Origin of the sequence: Oceanobacillus locisalsi (genome assembly GCF_042675985.1) — a bacterium.
Lineage (GTDB): Bacteria > Bacillota > Bacilli > Bacillales > Amphibacillaceae > Oceanobacillus > Oceanobacillus locisalsi.
In genome coordinates this window covers 77,183-95,511 of record NZ_JBHTKK010000010.1, presented here as the reverse complement: position 1 = coordinate 95,511, position 18,329 = coordinate 77,183, and the positions used below count along the sequence as shown (strand labels likewise).

Below are 18,329 nucleotides of genomic sequence, written 5' to 3'. Positions count from 1 at the left end.
TATTTTTATTCCTGTTCGTCTTTTTCAAGTGGCAGAACACAGACTAACTGGAACCCTTCCTTTACAGAAGAAGCTGACAAACTTCCTCCGACGGATTGCGCACGCTGGCGAAGATTTCGGATCCCAATACCATGACCACCAGAGTCTTTTAAAGCACCATCATTGAAAATAGACAGCCGGACAATGCTCTCACTGACATCCAAAGAAACCTTTACCTGGGTTGCTTCCGAATGGCGGGTAACATTGGTTAGCGATTCTTTTAATGCTGGTTCTAATATCCCCCATAGATAAGAAGAAACCTTTGATGTATCACCAAAAATATTTAATAGTAAGGGGCACATGGTAAATTGCTCTGTAATTTCTTTAAAACTTTCGATTCCAATCGCACTTACCGGTTTCATATTATGCACCGTTTCCCGTAAATGACGGGAGCTCTCCGTAAATCTCTCTTTTGCTTGAAGAAATAATTTCTCTGCTTGTGGTTCGCCTTCCTTCCAAAGTTGTTCAAAAGCTGTCAGCGCCAAAATAGCACCTGTTAATTCATGACCTACATGATCGTGCAATGATTTAGAAATACGATTTCTCTCTTCCAATTTCGCCATTTTCGCTGTCTGCGTACTCGCCAGCAGCAATTCACGCTTGAAACTTTCTAATTCATACCGATACCGCCGCTCCATATCTGCTTCCTTTTTATATAAATCGATACTCTTTGACCAGCTATAGAAAGCAATCCCTGCAAATGCTGCCAAAAGAAGAATCATTATCAATATCAGCAACGATTGTGCTTCCATAACCAAAAAAATAACGGAAGGAATAACAAACCACGGCCTCCCTTTCAGCGCGGCTTCAAAGACAGGAATTGCTAAAGCAAACCAGGCACCGGGCCAGAATGTAACAGCAACCATACAAATAGCCTGATCGAACAATGTTGTCCAAGCAGGCATTTCTATCCTCCATCTCGCTAAAGCCATAATTATCAGAAATAATAAAGAGAGAATTCCTGCTTCTTCGCCATCACTGATCATCCAATAAAAACCGAGGAAAAAGACAGCAAGAGACCGCCATATGAACGTGCATACTGTTGGCGTCAACACTTCATATTTATTTGACGTCATTGGCTGATCTCCTTTCTGCTCTATTCATCGCTATTATATTCGTTTCGACTGTTTTATTCCGTTTAAGTTTACCATGTCAAACCACCAGAGAAAACCTCATGCTTTTATTATTCATTGAATAGCATACTTCCACTTTGCGGATAACCAGAATAACAATGCATACAGGCACAGGCGAATATGATATCTGTTTGCATGAAACTACGTGATACGCCTTCTGCTTCCAATGATAAGAAAAGCTACCGTGAACAGCATCATCATTGCAAACGGTATAATCAGCTCCGATATAGCTTCCTGATTGGCAACAATCGTAATCGATTCTGCCAGCCAGTAAGTCGGGAGCAGCATCGCAAATCGCTGCATGAGTTCCGGCATGATATCTACCGGCCAAAGCATTCCACCTGCCATTGTCATCAGAAAAATTAACCCAATCAGAACCGTAAATGCCGTCTCTTTATGCCTGAACAGCGAAAACCAGGCGAGGGAAAAACCAATTGCTGTGATGGCAAAAACCGAATACACCACAAACAGTAAAAATGGCTGCATTAAATCATGTCCGTATAACATACCAGCGACAACGACTAATCCGACTTGTACGATAAGAATAAGCGAATAAGCCAGGAGATTTTGCCATAGATACTGCAAATGTGTAATCGGAGAAATCCCGACTCTTGTTAAAATTCCTTTAGCCCGATCATCCATCATAATACTTACAATTCTCCCGGCTGCGAAAAGCAAGAGAACACCATAAATTTGATAACCTAAAGGTAATGGCAGCCACTCTTCATCAGGCATCAAAATAACTAGTACCGGCAGAACACATAGGAATAGAATATTCATCATATTCCGGAAGCATCGCTTGATCGCAAAAAAGAAAACAGTCACGTTAATCTCCTCCTTCCGAAAAGCACGATGCATATCGTTAGTAAAACTGAAATAGTGAGCAGCATTCCTGTACTGAGATATACCTCACTCATTTCCTGTCCTTGCATTTGATAAATAATCGCTGTCTCCCCAAGCGCCAGCGGATTGATATATTGATTAATCCAATCAAAAATTGCCATGTCTGGAATTGGAATAAATAAGTATCCTGACAGAATCATAAAAAGAAACACATACGCATAGCCAATAAATTCCGCCACTTTATATCGCTTTATTAATGTAACAGCCATTAAGAATACAAGCTGAGAAACAAGGGAAACGAGCATTAAGACAAAGATAACCCAGCCGATATTTCCCCAATTCACATCAAATACCAAATAGGTAAACAACACCATAACACTTCCATTCAGAACACTAAACAGCACACTGCTGATCAAGATGGAAAAGGCATGTATATATATCGGATAAGGCAGGGAAAGCATACGCCATCTTCTTTCCGAAAATAAATCCTCTTTTATCATTTCCATCGTATAAAATCCGCCAACAAGCTGAAAACCTATAATGATCCCGACGGAAATCATCTCCATCCCGGACAATCCATTTTCATCAACGAAGTCATCACCTACCGCAAAACCATTCACCGTTATGATGGCTATAGGAAGCAGAATTAAAATAACAAAGCCAATGTAACCCCGTAGCATCCTTCGCAAAATAAAATAAGTAGACCTGGGCAGCATGCTATTCCTCCTCTCCATCGCGCAGGTTTTTTCCTGTCAACGTAAGAAACACATCTTCCAAGGTTGGTTTCTTCGCTGTCACCGAACGGACTCCTCCTGCATTTTTAATAATCGCAAGTACATTATCAACGTTTTCTGCACCACTGCTGGATACTACCTGAATGTTCTTTTTATCCTGCATGACATGTTTGACTCTATCCAGATTTTTCAATTCCTCCAAAAGCGCACTGGTCGGTTCGTTAACTACTTCTACATCTATTCTTTCCTCATGCTGTATATTTTCAATCAGTTCATCCAATGTCCCTTTAGCAATAACATGCCCCTTATCCATGATCGCTATTTTAGAAGCAATCGATTGCACTTCTTCCATATAATGCGTCGTATATAAAATGGTCGTTCCCTGCTGCTGCAGCTTACGGACCGAATCTAAAATATACTTTCTCGATTGCGGGTCGATTCCTACAGTCGGTTCATCCATAATCAACAGTTTGGGACTATGGACAAGCGCACAAGCAATATTTAAGCGGCGCTTCATCCCGCCGGAAAATTTAGTGGGCAGACTTTTCGCTTTATCCGTTAACCCGACAAAGGCAAGCGTTTCATTTACACGCTGTTTTAACTCCTCACCCCTCAGTCCGTAAATACCCCCGAAGAACTCCAGGTTCTCACGAGCTGTTAAGTCTTCAAATACGGTTACTTCCTGTGTCACCAGCCCTAGTTGCCGCTTCATTTCCATCATATTTTCATTCAATTTCTTTCCAAACAAATAAATGTCCCCGGAATCTATCTTTATTAATCCTGCCAGTGCATGGATCAGCGTTGTCTTACCAGCTCCATTCGGCCCAAGTAACCCCATAATGGTTCCTTTTTCTATTTCCAGATCAACATGATCCAGCGCCCGGAAAGAACCGTACCTTTTTACAATGTCGTTCATATATACAATGGGCATGCAATAACCTCCCTTTTATTTCTTATAATTTTATTATTACAGGAGAATTTTGATGGAAATAGTTACAAATGTCATGAATTTCAATGCATCTTTTTTAAATACTGCTAATGGGAGTAAAAAAGAGGTTATGCATCTGTTGACAAAATATTAGGAAGAAGTTTTATAAAGCGAAACTTCCTTCAGTGGGGGTAACGTACATGAATGTACTAGTACAGACGCCTGAGACAACGTTTTCAATGGGGCGAGTAAGCGCAAGTCCCAGCCAGTCACACCGCGATAAATATATTCCAAAGTACGGGCTCCGTTTCAAACGAATACTTCTTTTATTAATTAAAATCACTGCTTTATATCGATTTTAGCTGATATAAAGCAGTGATTTTTAAATCGGTTTTTCCTTCAAAAAATATTGGAATTGTTTTATTTCATTTTCAATTTAGAAATAACTTGTAACTATAAAACATGGATAATACCTGCTCACCAGTTAAACAATCTATATCTGTTACACGAGCATGCTTTAACGCCTTTCTAAATTGATTTTTGGTAAATAGTTTTTTATATTCTTTATTTACCATTTTATATACAAAATACTGATACAAATCTCTATCAAGAGGAGGCATTCCAGATTCTTTTCTTCCAAGTCGAATGAGAACAGAATCAACTTTCGGTTTTGGATGAAAATAATTTCTAGGAATTCTTCTTATAATCCTCATTTCAACCTCAGGAAATATGGATAACCCCAGGAACCTTTTATAATCTGTCAGCCGCTTTGCAAAACCTTCTTCAACAATTAGAAAGCAATATGCAGCGGCACTTTCAAATACAATCTTTTTTACAATATCCGTACTTCGATTATAAGGAATGTTTCCGTAAATTTTATACGAATGAGCTCCTTTAGGGAACCTATAATTTAATATATCTGCATGGATAACTTGAACGTTTTCAAAGCTATTGATTGACTTTCGCGTCATAGATACAAGTTTAGAATCTATTTCTACAGCTGTAAGAAAATAACAATTTTCAGCAAGCTCTCTTGTGAAATGCCCTTTCCCCGAACCAATTTCGATGACAATATCTTTTTTATCAATATTCGTTTGAGATATTATTTCACGAACATATTTTTGTGACGTAATAAAATTTTGACTAACTTTGGGATTTATTCTGTTATTTCTGCTCATTATAACCCTCTATCCTATTGGTTATAACAAACTTTACCCACCGTTCATTATAACCATCTGTATTTTTCTTGGTTTATAATGAACGTTCTAACAACAGCAATACTACAAATTCCCATCTCGTCCCTCCTATTAAGTTATTACATATTTTCTAGAAGTAGAGACGGTTATCTACAACAGCAATAGATGTCATTCCCATGACGATTACCTCCAAATAATAAATATATTTCACACAGATTATAACAAATGATTCAGAATCATACTATTGAAATGAAAATAAATTAACCAACTTGTGAAATGTCATGTAATTTGCATGAAGTATTACAGCGCATTAAATTTGATACGATAACAAAACGCCAATTTTCTATAATAATCTTTCTCCACGAAGTCCGTCGGTTTTATTTTAGTAGCGGGGCTCTGGAAATATTCCAATCCGGCCACCTTCAACATATTATATACGAACTGGGAACAAAACATAATATTGGGACGGACGGAGAATTTTGTAACCAGTCCCACAAAATTATAGGCACTGCCCGTGTCGTTAATTTCTTTCACCTTATCTATAATCATTTGCTTTTGTTCCTTGGAAACCTTCAGACTGTAAACGATTATTTCAGCGTCATCCTTTTTGTGAAATTTTGCTACCTGCTCTTGATTCAAACCGGGCGGGGAAATTTTTTCTCCACCGTTATAACTCACAATGGTTTTTAAGTCTCTGTCAAAACTGATGGAAACATGATTATATACTTTTTGCGTAAAAACAGCGATTAGCTCGCTTGCAGGACTTCCGGTACTTGAAATAACGATATACAAATGCTCATCCGCTAAACTTCGCTGACACTCCTCAAAGAAAGCATCGGTTAAGGAATTTTTATTTACATACTTCGTATAGCTGTGTCTTGGAATATCTTCCATGATTTCATTTAAATTTTCCCTGGATAATGAGCTTCTGCCTTTTTTCAATTTGTCCCCCAAACTGACAGCACTTTTTTGCATTTCTTTCATCGTGTTAAAACTGATGGTTGCAGCATCTTTTACAGATTGGGAAAAGACGTTTTGTATTGTATACAGATACATAACATACAACACACAAAAAGGAACCAGCATAAAGATCACAGCAGTTATTTTCTTCATGAGAAATACGATACCAGCATCTGTACCGGAAAATACAAATAACGTATTAAATACCTGCTGCGCAGACATGATCAGTAAATAAATGATTGTGAAAATAATTTTTGTTGTTTTTTTATTCTGCGATAGCCAAAGATGGCAAATCAGAAGTGCTGCCGAAACAGCGTAGATGACTGCATATATGTTTAATTGCTGTACGGAAAGCAAAAAAATCAGAAAGAATAGAAGCAGTATATTCACTAAAAATAAATACATCTTTTTAATATTCATTGTTCTCTCCATATGAAATAAGTTTTTACTATCATCGTTCTTCACGCATGACAACACGTATTAAAAATGTTCTCTTGCTAAATGAACATTCGCAAGATCGATTAAAAATCCTTTTTTTGAAAGGATAAAACAGCTATGATAGAAGTGATTACCAGCCAGAGAATCAGTATGCTGACACTAGTAAATGCAGCCGTTGTTTCAAACGATTCCGCCCCGGTTGTGCCAGACAAGCTGTGTATTGCCGACTGAGGCATGACTGGTAGCAACACTTGCTGAATTGCCCCCGGAAACATACTAATCAGTGCGGGAATGGCCAGTATAATAATAGAAAAAGCAATCCCTCCGCCGCTGCTTTTGAAAAGAAACGTTGCCGCAACAGTAAGCAGGCAGTAAAATATCGGCATCAGCAGAACACCCAAAACAAATTGCTGGATGTCTGTATCTGCTAAACTGGCGAGCGGCATGTTATTGGCCATTAGAATGAGTTGACTACTCAGATATGTGAGAGCTGCCATCAGGATACTCACGGTTATGGATAACAGGAAAAAGATAATATATTTCCCTAAAAATAACTGTTTCCGATTCGGAACAACTGCTAACGTAGTGTAAATCGTTTCTGCAGTGAACTCCTTGGATATCGTTAACGCTGTAAAAACGATCAATAGGATACTGGCGAGATCCACACCTAACATATTTGCTGATACGACCTCCATGACGGATAAATCTGTGATCGCTGTTCCCTGCGTCACATTGGTAGTCACAGCAAAAATAAATCCGAGGGCTAAGCTGATTCCAATGGTGAAAAGCAAATACATTTTCGAAAAACGAATAAAGAAAATCTTTTTATATTCCGCTTGAATAATGTTTCTCATGGTGTTTCCCTACCTTTTGTCAGAAGGTTATCTGTTGACACATAATCTGCCTTGCCTTCTGTTAATTCTACAAATAAATCTTCTAAGGAAGGCTGTACTTTCGTTAATTCATATAAAGCCAACTGCGCTTCCTTTGCTGTCATTCCAATTTGTTCCTTGCCTAATTGGTAAACATGCAGTTCGCCGTTTTCCGCCTGTTTCACCTCTGCCCCTTTTTTCGTTAGAAAGACTTGTAATTTGTCATTATCTTCGCATGATACTTTGACAAAGGAACCGAGACTGTTTTGTGCTAATTCATCGATAGCCATATCCGCAATTAAATTTCCTTGTGCCAGAATAATCATCCGGTCGGCTATCATTTGCATTTCGCTCATGAGGTGACTGGAGACAAGTACTGCCTTTCCTTCCCGTGCCAGTCTTTTCGTTAGCGCACGCAGCCAATGAATACCGTCTACATCCAATCCATTAAATGGCTCATCTAAAATAACTGTTTCCGGATCACCTAATAGAGCTGTGGCAATTCCTAAACGTTGTTTCATTCCTAATGAGAATGTGCCAATTGGCTTATCTGTTACATTTTCCAATCCCGTTTCCGCAAGCATTGTCTGTATTTGCTTCCCGGAAATACCGCTTGCTGCAGCGATGATTTCTAAATGCTGTTTTGCTGTTAATTTGGGATTGACTGCATCTGCATGTATGAAGGCTCCTACTTTAGAAACTGGACGCTTCAAATTTTTATAGTTCTGCCCATCAATCGTTACACTTCCTTCGCTCGGATGCATGCATCCCAAAATCATTTTCATCGTCGTTGATTTCCCTGCCCCATTCGGTCCCAAAAATCCAGTCACAACACCTGGTTGAATAGTCAGCGACAATTGATTCACAGAAATGGTACCCTTAAAGATTTTCGTTAAATGATTCATTTCAATCATTGTGATTCCTCCAAACGTCTGCCTTGCCTGCAGATAAATAGTGGTCTACCGCCTTATCGATAAACGTATTCGTGAAATCAATCAGCTGCTGGTCCTCCATTGGCCATTGCTCCCGATTTTTATAAGAATCTTTATATACATTGAGTAACTCCTTGCTCCCGTCTGTAATACTTACTACCATCTCAATCCACCTTTTCGCAAAGTCCTGTCCCTGTTCACTCTCCGGCTCGATATCATGGAGTATATGCGCAACAGCTTCCAGGATAAGTGCTTTCCAGTCCCAATAAACTTCTATAACTGCTTCTTGGTTCTGATAATGCTCTATAAAAGTATCTTCTGCTTTTTTATCAAAGGGAACATCTTTATATTGATAAACCGTATCCTTATTTAAAGAAATCATTAATTGCACCAGATTTCCCAAAGGAAGTGCATCATTTTCTTCCATTCCGGCCAAACTCGTTTCGATCATAGCAATGTTGCTTTTGATATCATGCAGTTTATAGTAAAAGATGTCTCGCTGCTTTTCTAATACATTCCGAAGCTGCTCCGCGTTGGAAGTCTCTTCTAATAATGTTGCGATATCTTTAATTTTTAACCCTAAAGATTTGTAGAACAGAACTTGCTGCAGCCGGGTTAAGTCGGATTCTGTATAATATCTCCGTTTGCTTGTTTCGCTTTTTTGTAATGGCACTAATTGAATATTATCGTAATATTGTAATGTCCGGACGGTGACCCCAGTAAGCTTGGAGATTTCTCCGATGGAAAATTTATTTTCATTTTTCACGATAGCACCTCCTATTCATTATTAAACCATATTACGTTACGTCACCTTCAAGAGAATGAATAAAAAAATGATTTCCATCAACACATTGATAAAGAAATCCATTTTTAATTGATATTTTTACTAAAAGCACCTTTCATACACCTAAATCTTCTTTATGAATAATGCATATTGATACAAACCTCCTTCATAACCATATAAGGTAGAACATTTTTCATAAGGAGGAAATAATGAGCGATAACAACCAACATCCACAACAAGGAAGGCGCATTCCTGTTCGTAAAACAGAGGCAGCAACCAAACATGCCAATCGTCAGCCTCAACAGATGAATAACCCAGAGGCACTTTATTCACAGACAGTTGGCAAAAATGGCCCGATATTGGAGCAAGACAGTATCTTGCATGAATCACTGGAGAACCTTGTTCACGAAAAAATAGTGGAACGGCCTTTGCACGTGAAAGGGTATGGTGCTTTCGGTTATTTTGAAACATTCAACAGCATGAGCGCATACACCAAACTCCCCTTTCTTCAGCAAGCTGGTCAAACTGTTCCGGTCGCTGTCCGTTTTTCCCTCGGAGCGAGCAATAAAGGTACGCCAGATACGCTGCGAAACGTGCGCGGGTTTTCAACGAAGTTCTATACAGATGATGGCATCTTTGATTTGATCTGTAATCATCTTCCTATCTTTTCTTTGCGGGATCCGAGACGTTTTGCAGAAAGTGTGGAAGCTATGGCACCATCACCGAAAAATAATTTGATGGATCCGAACCGACTTTGGCGATTTGTCGCCAGCACGCCGGAATCTACGCACTTTTTTGTTCGGCTGTTTTCCGATCACGGCACAGTTAAAAGCTTTCGTCACATCCCAGGCCACAGTGTCAGTACGTACGTTTGGCGAAATGCAGAAGGCAGACGCCGCTACATTAAATATCTTTGGATTCCATTTGATGGCGTGGAATACATTACAAATGAGGAGGCAGAAAAACTTGCTGCCATCAATCCGGATTATTCCGGCGAAGACCTTTTTCAAACGATCGCAAGCGGAGAAACCGTTGAATACGGATTATACGTACAAATGATGGATCCGAGGGAAGCAGAGCAACTTCCATATGATCCGCTTGACGATACAAAAGTGTGGGATGAAAGGATGTTCCCGCCTCATCCGGTCGGAAAAATGGTCTTGAATCGCAATCCGGATAACTACATGGAGCAGGTAGAGAAGATTGCATTCTCCCCATCGAACCTATTAGATGGCGCAGAATTGTCCAATGACAGAATCTTGCAGGGACGCTCGAATATCTATTGGGATTCACAGCGTTATCGTATTGGTCCGCGATTCCGCGATGTGCCGGTAAACGCGCAAAAACATTGGCAGCCGAATGATTTACAGACAAGTGGGGAAGGCACTTATGTAGAAGGGCAACTCGTTCGTACAGATATCACCAAGCAAGATGATTTTTCGCAGGCGGGAGAGTTTTATCAATCCTTATCACAGACCGGAAAATCGCACCTTGTTTCGAATCTTGTTGGTGCATTAACAGGTGTAGATCGGAATTTGCAGCGGCAGAGCCTTCACTACTTTTCCCTTGCTTCCCAGGAACTTGGCGAGCGTGTATCAGCCGGATTACGGCAGTAGTTCACACATATACCAGCAAAAGCGATTCAAATGGGAGAACTGCCTGAAACAAAAAGAAGAAGTGCGCACCTGATGAGACAGAATGCGCACTTCTTCTTTTTAACTTTATTTTTAAAAATAGCTTAAAAATAAGCTTAAAAATAAGGCTCTTCATCAAAATCTATGGTTGACAAATTAAATTTTAAGAGTAACGACCGCTGCGGAAGAACACTACGCTTTCCATGGGGACGGCTTCAGCTAACTTGAAAAGAAGCCCGCTTTTCAAGTGGATCTTCAGCTCGCCCTGTTCCCATAGGGGTCTCCGTGTTCTTCCTCCGCTATCTAGATGTTAATACCATATTCAATCCCTTATTTCAACCATTGATTTTGGTGTTGACTCAAAAATAATTCAAACGAACCTTTATCATGCTTTTACTTCGTCTTTTTTCACAAGTGTAAAGAAAAAGATAAAACCAATGAGTGTTGTTACAAATAAAATCATCCCCATCGGAACGGCTGAAGCCTCATTAATACCTGCAAGCGGTGAAAAGATAGAACCGAGTAATAATGGAAGCATGCCTAAGATAGCACTCGCACTTCCCGCACGGTTATCCTGTTTAGCCATTCCCAATGTGAACGTACTCGTTAATACCATGCCCATCGTCGTCATATAAATGAAAATAAGTATAACAATCGCAGCCAAAGGCCCTTCGATGATTGTCATGATAAGTAATAAAAACGTAGCGCTGAGTGCTGTAATAACAGCTGTTTGCAGCATCGATTTTTCTGGAAAGATGCCGCTGAAGCGCCCGATAATAAAACTGCCTGTTATAATCGCCAGCCCATTGATACCAAATAACACACTGAATACCTGTGGGGATACACCATAGATATCTTGATAAACAAACGGAGTTCCGGACACATAAGCAAAGCTGCCGCCGTGGATAAAACCGACAACCAAAGCATAGCCAATAAAGGAACGATCTTTCATCAAGCTGCCCATCGTTTTTACCGAAGCTCCTGCTGAACTCGGAATCCGCTTATGGGGCGGCAGGGTTTCTTTCAACTTCATCGCTACAATGATAACAATCAGCAAACCGACAATGCTCAAGAAGTAAAAGATACTCTTCCAGCTCGTTGATTCAAATGCCAGAATAAAACCGCCAATCATCGGTGCGATCATCGGCGCAACGGCATTAATTACCATTAACAATGAAAAAAACTTTGTCAGCGCCTGCCCGCTGAAAACATCCCGCACCACTGCACGGGAAAGCACCACGCCGGCTGAAGCCGTTAATCCCTGTAAAAACCGCATCGCAATCAACATGATAATATTCGGAGCTATAGCACAGAGGAGAGAAGCCAATGCAAACAAAAAGGTAGCAATCAATAACGGCTTTCTTCTGCCCTGTGCATCACTGATAGGACCGGCAAATAATTGCCCGATTGCAAGCCCCAGCAAGCACGCTGTTAAACTCGCCTGCACAAGCGTGGCACTAGTATCTAAATCTTGTGTAATCTCGGGAAAACTGGGCAAATACATATCTATATTAAGCGGACCTAAAAAAGCAAGCAGCCCGAGAAGTAGAGCCAGTCCCACCCGAGTTGCTCCTGTCGGGTTATGTTGTATCGTTGTTTCACTTTCAGATTTCAATCCATATCCCTCCTGACAGCGTCAGAGTATGTCACTCAATCTCTTTATATAGTGAGAATCTTGATTTACATCAGGTTCTATGTAAATCAACTGGTTCCCCTGCTCGTAAATAAGTTTGTTCTCTGTTCGCTAAAAAAAGGTAAAACAACCTCATTGCGGCTGTTTTTACCTTCTACACTTTCAATCTCAACTCTTCCATTTGATAAGAAATACCAGCCAACGCATATAGCGCTGCTGTTTCTGTGCGCAAAATCCGCTTTCCAAGCCGGATTGCCTGGAAACCTGCTTCTTTCAGCAACTTTGCTTCTTGTTCAGAAATACCGCCTTCTGGACCAATAACCAGCAAGACACGGTCACCGTCAGATAAGTTATTCAATGCAGCGGCAAAAGTTGAACGTTCTTCAATATCTCCTTTTGCCTCTTCTTCATATGCAAACAGCTTTACGGTATAAGACGCACTTTCTTCTATTAATGCTTTCAACTGCATGACAGGAGACAGTTCAGGAATCCGGTTGCGATGGCTCTGCTCACTGGCTTCTTTCAAAATTTTACGGAAACGCTTTGCCTTTTTGGAAAACTTCTGGTCATCCCATTTGGCAACAGACCGATCCGCAGCAAACGGAATAAATGTTGCTGCACCCAGTTCTGTTCCTTTTTGCAGAATCCATTCAAATTTATCTCCTTTAGGAATCCCTTGAGCAACCGTTACTTCCACTGGTAGTTCAGCAGTTTCATTCAGCCAGTTTTCAATTTCTGCCTGTACTTCTATATCATGTACTTCGATAATTTTACAACGTGCCGCATATCCATCATCCGTATTACAAATGACTTCATCACCTGGTTTATTACGCATCACCTTTGTTATATGATGTACATCCTCACCTGTAATTTTGACAGTCTGATCTGTCACTTGTTCTTTCGAAATAAAATAACGCTGCATGCTTCCATCACCTGCTTTTATTCCGGTTTTCCGGCAATAATAGAAATCCAATCTTCCAATTCACTGACAGAAATAATGTCAAATCCTGCCTCTGCTAAACTGTCACGGACAAATTCTTTTTTCTTCTGAATAATTCCGGCAGTAATAAAGTAGCCGCCGGGGCGAAGATTTTTATATGCATCCTCTACAAAACGGACAATAATCTCAGCAAGAATATTGGATACAATGACATCTGCCTGTTCTTCTACACCATCAAGCAAATTATTCTGTTTCGCCGTCACTTGGCTTTGAAGTTGATTTAATTTCACATTTACATTTGTGCTTTTCACAGCTATATCATCTAAATCAAAAGCCTGTACGGATGCTGCGCCTAGTTTTACCGAGGCAATACTTAAGACGCCTGATCCACAGCCCACATCAATGACTTTATCGCCCGGCTGCACATAAGCTTCCAACCCTTGCACACTCAATACCGTTGTCGGATGGGTGCCTGTTCCAAAAGCCATGCCCGGATCCAGCTCAATAATTAATTCATCCGTCGATACCGGTTTGTAATCTTCCCAAGTCGGCGTGATGGTAACACGATTGGATATTTTAACGGGTTTATAGTATTTTTTCCACGCACTTGCCCATTCCTCTTCATGCACCTCACTCAGGCTTACCTGGTTTTTCCCTAAATCAATGTCATACAGCAATAACTGATTGATTGCCTGTTTAATCTCCTCCACCGTTTCGCCTAAAAAGCTGTTCATCGGCAAATATGCCTTGATACGAACCCCTTCTTCCGGGTAATCATCAGGATCCAGTTCCACTACTTCTCCAAAACCTTCCCCTTCAAAATGCTCCAGATCCAGTGGATCTTCAATCACTAATCCACTTGCACCTGTTTCATGCAAAATATTCGAAATAGGCTCAACTGCTTCGTTTGTTGTAAGAATGGTAATCTCTGACCATTTCATATAGAACACCGCCGTTTTTTTGATATATCTATAAGCTAAAAGCGCAAAGCGCCCGTTTAAAAACGTAGAGATTGCGCCCCCGGTCTTTGGGGGTGGTTCGACCTTGGTCGAACTTCCTTCACTTCCTGAGATAAAGGAAACACGGTGAGGTAACGAACCGATGTTGACTTATACCCGCAGAGCACGACGGACACGACGTCCTAGTATCGACGTTGGTCACAGGACGTGACCGTTCTTAGTCGATGAAAGTGCGACTACGGCTCTGACCGCGCCTGTCGGCTTGCCAATCGCTAAGTCTTCTTTATCGTAGGGCGCGACGTGAAATCTCTAAAGTTTGGCGCTTGGAGCTGGATGTGGCTATTTCTGAATAAACATAATTTCATCCAAAAATTTTATATTTTATCTATGTAAACAGAGATGCCTCCAGCTTGCTTATCTGAAAACATCATCAAAACTACAAGCTGGAGGGGTCTCTGATTAGTCACCTTTGAACGCTTTACGGAAACGTTGGAAAATACTATCCTCTTGTTCATCTGTGGATTCATTTCCACCTAATTCATTAAATTGACGTAACAAGTCTTTTTGTTTATCTGATAAATTGGTTGGCGTCATTACTTTTACTTTAATATACTGATCGCCATGTCCTCTTCCATGAACGTTTGGTGAACCTTTTCCTTTCAAGCGGAACGTTTTTCCTGCTTGTGTACCAGCTGGAATTTTTAATTTAACTTTGCCGTGTACAGTCGGAACTTCAATTTCATCACCTAAAGCAGCTTGCGCAAAGGTGAGCGGCAATTCACAGAAAATATGGTCGCCTTCCCGCACATAGAAATCATGTCTGCGGACACGAATGACTACGAATAAATCGCCTGCCGGGCCGCCATTTTTCCCTGCATCTCCTTTGCCGGCAACGCGGATTTGCTGACCTTCATCAATCCCTGCCGGAATAGAAATGTGGATATTTTTCTTGGTATTCACTGTGCCAGCACCGCCGCATGTTTCACATTTATCAGGAATAATTTTACCTGAGCCATTACAATAATGACAAACACGACGATTTACGACACGGCCAAACGGCGTATTCTGCTCTTCATTTAACTGGCCTGATCCATGACAATGCGAGCAGGTTTCCGGTTTTGTGCCCGGTTTCGCTCCTGAACCATGACAGGTATCACATTCTTCTTCTTGCGGTACTTCAATATCCGTTTCTTTTCCGAAAATGGCTTCTTCAAAATCAAGAATCAGCGTATATTGTAAATCGTCCCCTTGTTGCGGCGCATTCGGGTCACGTGAACGACCGCCGCCGCCAAAGAACATATCGAAAATATCGCTGAATCCGCCGAAGTCTTGAGCTCCACCGCCGCCAAAACCTCCAAATCCTTGGCTTTGTGCACCAGCATGGCCGAATTGGTCATATTGTGCCCGTTTTTGATCGTCACTTAAAACTTCATAAGCTTCCTTTACTTCCTTAAACTTCTCCGCTGCGCCCTCTTCATTATTCACGTCTGGATGGTATTTACGGGCCAGCTTCCGGTAATTCTTCTTTATTTCATCTTTCGAGGCGCCCTTCTCAACGCCTAAAACGTCATAATAATCTTGTTTTGCCACATTACTCACTCCCGACACTCTGATTGCATAGGTTTAATCATATCATTATTCATTTGTCTATGGCAACAATGAATATCAGTTGTAAATCAAATCAACTGCAAACCTTTCTCATTCCTGTCTTGCCGTCCTCTGTAAAAAAGTCAAAGCCAAGAGAATCCTGACTTTGACTTTTATTCAGTAACTTTAAACAAATTGTCTATTTATTTATTTGTTTTCTTTATTGTCGTTGTCATCATCCGCTTCTGTATAATCAGCGTCAACAACGTCATCGCCTTGTTGTCCTTCAGCATTTTCTCCGCCTTGATTTGCCTGAGCTTCTTGTTGTACTTGCTCATAAAGCTTAGCAGAAAGCTGTTGAACTTTTTCTTCCAGCGCATCTTTTTTCGCTTGGATTTGCTCTTGGTCATTAGACTCTAAAGCTTCTTTCAATTCATCTCTTGCAGCTTCTGCTTGTTGTTTTTCCTCATCAGAAACTTTATCGCCTAAATCTTTTAATGTTTTATCTGTTGTAAATACAAGCTGATCAGCTTGGTTGCGAAGCTCTACTTCTTCTCGGCGCGCTTTGTCCGCTTCTGCATTTTCTTCTGCTTCTTGTACCATTTGTTCTACTTCATCATCAGATAAACCAGAAGAAGATTTGATTGTAATGGATTGTTCTTTATTTGTTCCTAAGTCTTTTGCACGCACATTTACGATACCATTTGCGTCAATATCAAAAGATACTTCGATTTGCGGCATTCCGCGTGGTGCAGGTGGAATGTCTGTTAATTGGAAACGGCCCAGCGTTTTGTTATCTGCTGCCATTTCGCGTTCCCCTTGAAGGACATGAATATCTACCGCAGTTTGGTTGTCTGCTGCTGTAGAGAACACCTGTGACTCACTTGTAGGAATCGTTGTATTACGTTCAATTAATTTTGTAAATACAGAACCCATTGTCTCAATTCCAAGAGAAAGTGGTGTAACGTCCAGAAGTAATACGTCTTTTACATCGCCTTGCAGTACGCCGCCTTGAATAGCTGCGCCAAGTGCTACAACTTCGTCTGGGTTAACTCCTTTAGAAGGATCTTGACCTAATTCTTTCTTGATTGCTTCTTGTACGGATGGAATACGAGTTGAACCGCCGACTAAAATAACTTTATGAATATCGTTTTTAGATAGACCGGCATCAGAAAGTGCACGGCGTGTCGGTTTCATCGTACGCTCAACCAATTCAGTTGATAACTCATCAAATTTAGCACGAGTTAATGTCATTTCCAAGTGTAATGGACCTGCATCACCTGCTGTGATAAATGGAAGAGAAATTTGTGTCTGTCCTACGCCGGACAAGTCTTTCTTCGCTTTCTCAGCAGCATCTTTCAAACGTTGTCCTGCCATTTTATCTTTAGAAAGGTCAATGCCATTTTCTTTTCTGAATTCTTCTACCATATGCTTGATAATTACTTCGTCAAAGTCATCGCCGCCAAGACGGTTATCTCCGGCTGTTGCAACAACTTCAAACGTACCGTCGCCGATGTCCAAGATAGATACGTCAAATGTACCGCCGCCGAGGTCATATACAAGAATGGTCTGATCCTGATCTTCTTTATCAATACCATATGCAAGCGCTGCTGCTGTTGGTTCGTTAATAATACGTTCAACTTCCAGGCCGGCAATTTTACCAGCATCTTTTGTAGCTTGGCGCTCTGCGTCATTAAAGTAAGCAGGAACAGTAATAACGGCTTTGTCTACTGTTTCTCCTGTATAATCTTCTGCATAGGATTTGATGTGTTGCAGAATAATTGCTGAAATTTCTTGTGGTGTATATTCTTTATCTTCAATTGTTACTTTGTAGTCTGTACCCATATGACGTTTAATGGATTGAACGGTATTCGGGTTTGTGATTGCCTGACGTTTAGCAACCTCTCCGACTTGTCTTTCCCCATTTTTAAAAGATACAACAGAAGGAGTTGTACGATTTCCTTCCGGGTTTGGGATAACGACTGCCTCGCCGCCTTCCATTACTGATACACATGAGTTTGTTGTTCCTAAGTCTATTCCGATAATTTTACCCATTCTTCATTTCCTCCTTCATAACTTCTGTACACTGTTTCATTATTTATTAACTTTTACCATTGCTGGGCGGATAACTCTATCTTTTAGAAGATATCCTTTTTGAAGCTCCTCAACAACTTTATTAGATTCTACAGAGTCATCTTCAATCTGCATCACAGCATGGTGTACATTCGGGTCAAAATCAGCGCCCTCTGTTTCAATAACAGACACGCCCTGCGATGTAAATACATCTTGTAATTGGCGATATACCATATCAATGCCTTCCAGGATACCTTTGTTTTCTTCGGATACGTCTACTTGCAATGCGCGTTCGAAGTTATCCATCACAGGAAGCAGTTCCTGAACCATATCCTGCGCTTTGTATTTACGTTCTGCTTCGCGCTCTTTAGATGTGCGCCGTTTGTAGTTATCAAACTCTGCCTGTAAGCGAAGCACACGATTTTCAAGCTCTTCTTTTTCATTTTGCAATGTTTCTTCCTGTGTTTCTGCATCATTATTTTCATCTGCAGTTTCAGTGTCTGTATTGGTTTCGTCAGCTGTCGAATCAATAATTTCCTGTTCTTCTTGCAGCGCTTCTTCTTCTTTTTTCTCATTCTCTGCCATCTACTCAAGCACCTCTTTTCTAAATTCCAATTAAAAACTATACCATAAGAAGATATAGA

Annotated in this window: 17 protein-coding genes; 2 read left to right on the top strand and 15 right to left on the bottom strand. The window is 40.6% G+C overall.

Annotated features, from left to right (window positions below; all coding sequences use genetic code 11):
* Positions 1-5: 5 nt before the first annotated feature.
* The 4 genes from ACFQ19_RS09965 to ACFQ19_RS09950 all read right to left on the bottom strand — a co-directional run bounded on the left by ACFQ19_RS09965 (position 6) and on the right by ACFQ19_RS09950 (position 3,680).
* Positions 6-1,115 carry a sensor histidine kinase gene (locus ACFQ19_RS09965; protein ID WP_379591929.1) on the bottom strand — a complete coding sequence of 370 codons (1,110 nt, stop codon included), beginning with the start codon at positions 1,113-1,115 and terminating at the stop codon, positions 6-8.
* A gap of 198 nt (positions 1,116-1,313) precedes the next feature.
* Complete coding sequence (locus ACFQ19_RS09960; protein WP_379591928.1) at positions 1,314-1,997, bottom strand: ABC transporter permease; 684 nt, start codon at positions 1,995-1,997, stop codon at positions 1,314-1,316.
* Positions 1,994-2,731 (bottom strand): ABC transporter permease, encoded by a 738-nt coding sequence (locus tag ACFQ19_RS09955; protein WP_379591927.1) that lies wholly within the window; start codon positions 2,729-2,731, stop codon positions 1,994-1,996. The genes ACFQ19_RS09960 and ACFQ19_RS09955 overlap by 4 nt, the downstream gene beginning before the upstream one ends.
* 1 nt (position 2,732) lies before the next feature.
* Positions 2,733-3,680 carry an ABC transporter ATP-binding protein gene (locus ACFQ19_RS09950; protein ID WP_379591926.1) on the bottom strand — a complete coding sequence of 316 codons (948 nt, stop codon included), beginning with the start codon at positions 3,678-3,680 and terminating at the stop codon, positions 2,733-2,735.
* Positions 3,681-3,877: 197 nt separating this feature from the next.
* On the opposite strand from ACFQ19_RS09950, the gene ACFQ19_RS09945 reads away from it, so the two are divergent.
* Positions 3,878-4,039 carry a hypothetical protein gene (locus tag ACFQ19_RS09945; protein ID WP_379591925.1) on the top strand — a complete coding sequence of 54 codons (162 nt, stop codon included), beginning with the start codon at positions 3,878-3,880 and terminating at the stop codon, positions 4,037-4,039.
* A 69-nt stretch (positions 4,040-4,108) separates the two neighbouring features.
* Here the strand turns inward: ACFQ19_RS09945 and erm are convergent, their stop codons facing one another.
* From erm to ACFQ19_RS09920, 5 genes are all read right to left on the bottom strand, one after another.
* Complete coding sequence (erm, locus tag ACFQ19_RS09940) at positions 4,109-4,855, bottom strand: 23S ribosomal RNA methyltransferase Erm (protein ID WP_379591924.1); 747 nt, start codon at positions 4,853-4,855, stop codon at positions 4,109-4,111.
* Between the two features lie 318 nt (positions 4,856-5,173).
* Positions 5,174-6,253, bottom strand: a complete 1,080-nt coding sequence (locus tag ACFQ19_RS09935) for a hypothetical protein (RefSeq protein WP_379591923.1) — start codon at positions 6,251-6,253, stop codon at positions 5,174-5,176.
* Positions 6,254-6,354: 101 nt separating this feature from the next.
* On the bottom strand, positions 6,355-7,125 hold the full coding sequence (locus ACFQ19_RS09930; protein ID WP_379591922.1) for an ABC transporter permease: 771 nt from the start codon (positions 7,123-7,125) through the stop codon (positions 6,355-6,357).
* Positions 7,122-8,057: an ABC transporter ATP-binding protein gene (locus ACFQ19_RS09925; RefSeq protein WP_379591921.1), complete on the bottom strand. Its 936-nt coding sequence runs from the start codon at positions 8,055-8,057 to the stop codon at positions 7,122-7,124. Before ACFQ19_RS09925 ends, ACFQ19_RS09930 begins: the two co-directional genes overlap by 4 nt.
* Positions 8,050-8,841: a MerR family transcriptional regulator gene (locus ACFQ19_RS09920; protein WP_379591920.1), complete on the bottom strand. Its 792-nt coding sequence runs from the start codon at positions 8,839-8,841 to the stop codon at positions 8,050-8,052. The genes ACFQ19_RS09925 and ACFQ19_RS09920 overlap by 8 nt, the downstream gene beginning before the upstream one ends.
* Before the next feature lie 227 nt (positions 8,842-9,068).
* Between ACFQ19_RS09920 and ACFQ19_RS09915 the strand changes: the two genes are divergently transcribed.
* Positions 9,069-10,475 carry a catalase gene (locus tag ACFQ19_RS09915; protein ID WP_379591919.1) on the top strand — a complete coding sequence of 469 codons (1,407 nt, stop codon included), beginning with the start codon at positions 9,069-9,071 and terminating at the stop codon, positions 10,473-10,475.
* A 403-nt stretch (positions 10,476-10,878) separates the two neighbouring features.
* Here the strand turns inward: ACFQ19_RS09915 and ACFQ19_RS09910 are convergent, their stop codons facing one another.
* The 6 genes from ACFQ19_RS09910 to grpE form a co-directional block, all read right to left on the bottom strand.
* Positions 10,879-12,084: a Bcr/CflA family efflux MFS transporter gene (locus ACFQ19_RS09910; protein ID WP_379591966.1), complete on the bottom strand. Its 1,206-nt coding sequence runs from the start codon at positions 12,082-12,084 to the stop codon at positions 10,879-10,881.
* A 196-nt stretch (positions 12,085-12,280) separates the two neighbouring features.
* Positions 12,281-13,048: a 16S rRNA (uracil(1498)-N(3))-methyltransferase gene (locus tag ACFQ19_RS09905; RefSeq protein ID WP_379591918.1), complete on the bottom strand. Its 768-nt coding sequence runs from the start codon at positions 13,046-13,048 to the stop codon at positions 12,281-12,283.
* Positions 13,049-13,065: 17 nt separating this feature from the next.
* Entirely contained in the window at positions 13,066-14,007 is a 942-nt protein-coding gene (prmA, locus tag ACFQ19_RS09900; RefSeq protein WP_379591917.1) for a 50S ribosomal protein L11 methyltransferase, read from the bottom strand.
* A 477-nt stretch (positions 14,008-14,484) separates the two neighbouring features.
* Positions 14,485-15,615 (bottom strand): molecular chaperone DnaJ, encoded by a 1,131-nt coding sequence (dnaJ, locus tag ACFQ19_RS09895; protein WP_379591916.1) that lies wholly within the window; start codon positions 15,613-15,615, stop codon positions 14,485-14,487.
* Between the two features lie 204 nt (positions 15,616-15,819).
* On the bottom strand, positions 15,820-17,667 hold the full coding sequence (gene dnaK, locus ACFQ19_RS09890) for a molecular chaperone DnaK (RefSeq protein WP_379591915.1): 1,848 nt from the start codon (positions 17,665-17,667) through the stop codon (positions 15,820-15,822).
* Positions 17,668-17,706: 39 nt separating this feature from the next.
* On the bottom strand, positions 17,707-18,270 hold the full coding sequence (gene grpE, locus ACFQ19_RS09885; RefSeq protein WP_379591914.1) for a nucleotide exchange factor GrpE: 564 nt from the start codon (positions 18,268-18,270) through the stop codon (positions 17,707-17,709).
* Between the last annotated feature and the right edge of the window lie 59 nt (positions 18,271-18,329).